An 853-nucleotide genomic window follows, 5' to 3' on the forward strand; every position below is an offset into this window, starting at 1 on the left:
GAGGCGTGCCTGCCGCACGGGGCTCTCGACAGCCGCCGCGGGGCGGGGCTGCGGGGTCTGCTGGCGCGGCATGGGCGCCTGCTGGCTGCGCGCGGCGGCCGAGGCCGGGAAGTTCTGCGCGAGGCTCTGCTGGTAGGCGCGCTCCTCCTCATAGAGGCGCGCGAGGGTCTGGGCGTCGACGTTCTCGGCGAAGACGGAGAACTTGCCGGCCTTGAGCTCGGGGTCGATCATGAACCGCACGAGCGGCTCGCCCACGAACGTGTAGCGCTTCTTCTCGGCCTGCGCCTTCACGAGCGAGCTCACCTCGCGTGCGAGCTGCGGGTAGTAGGGGGCCATGAAGGCGTCGTCGTCGTTCGCGATGAGGATCGTGTAGAGCGCGGGCGCGGTGTTCGCGCCGTTCACCACGAGCGTCTGCTCCTCCATCTCGTGAGCGGCCTGCTTGGCCAGCTTCTTGAACGAGAACGGCGCGCGCGCGGCACCGAAGATCCCCGCCACGCGGTCCTCGAAGATGTTCAGGAAGTTCACGGTCGATCACCTTCTGGCATGTCTTTTCGATATCCCAACGAGTATACGCATATGAAGATAATTATAGAGGATAGGGCTCCCGCGCCGATGGCTATGGCCGCTCCGTAGGTCGCGACGAGCGCATTTTCCATAGGGTTTGCAAGCCAGAGCAGCAAAACAACCATAATTCCGGGCAGGGTGCCGCCCACGATGAGCATGGCGTTTCCGCGGGATTCCCGCATGTTGCGCGCGTGGCGGGCGAGCGCGAGGCTCGTCGCGGCGGCCGCGAGCGCGAGCACCACGGCACCGGCCGCGACCTCGGGCCGCGCGAGCACGCGCGCCGCCGTGT

The 853-nt window shown here is 67.3% G+C and carries 2 protein-coding genes; both read right to left on the reverse strand.

All coding sequences use genetic code 11. The features are described from left to right. The coding region (locus BN423_RS10960) for an FhaA domain-containing protein (protein WP_019240197.1) at nucleotides 1-525 on the reverse strand (525 nt) is incomplete at its 3' end. Beyond that, nucleotides 522-853, reverse strand: a 332-nt coding sequence (locus BN423_RS10480) for a hypothetical protein (protein ID WP_026089092.1), incomplete at its 5' end; no start/stop codon positions are given. The genes BN423_RS10480 and BN423_RS10960, both read right to left, overlap by 4 nt.

The sequence above is a fragment of the Enorma timonensis genome (genome assembly GCF_000321165.1).
In the GTDB taxonomy this organism is placed as follows: domain Bacteria; phylum Actinomycetota; class Coriobacteriia; order Coriobacteriales; family Coriobacteriaceae; genus Enorma.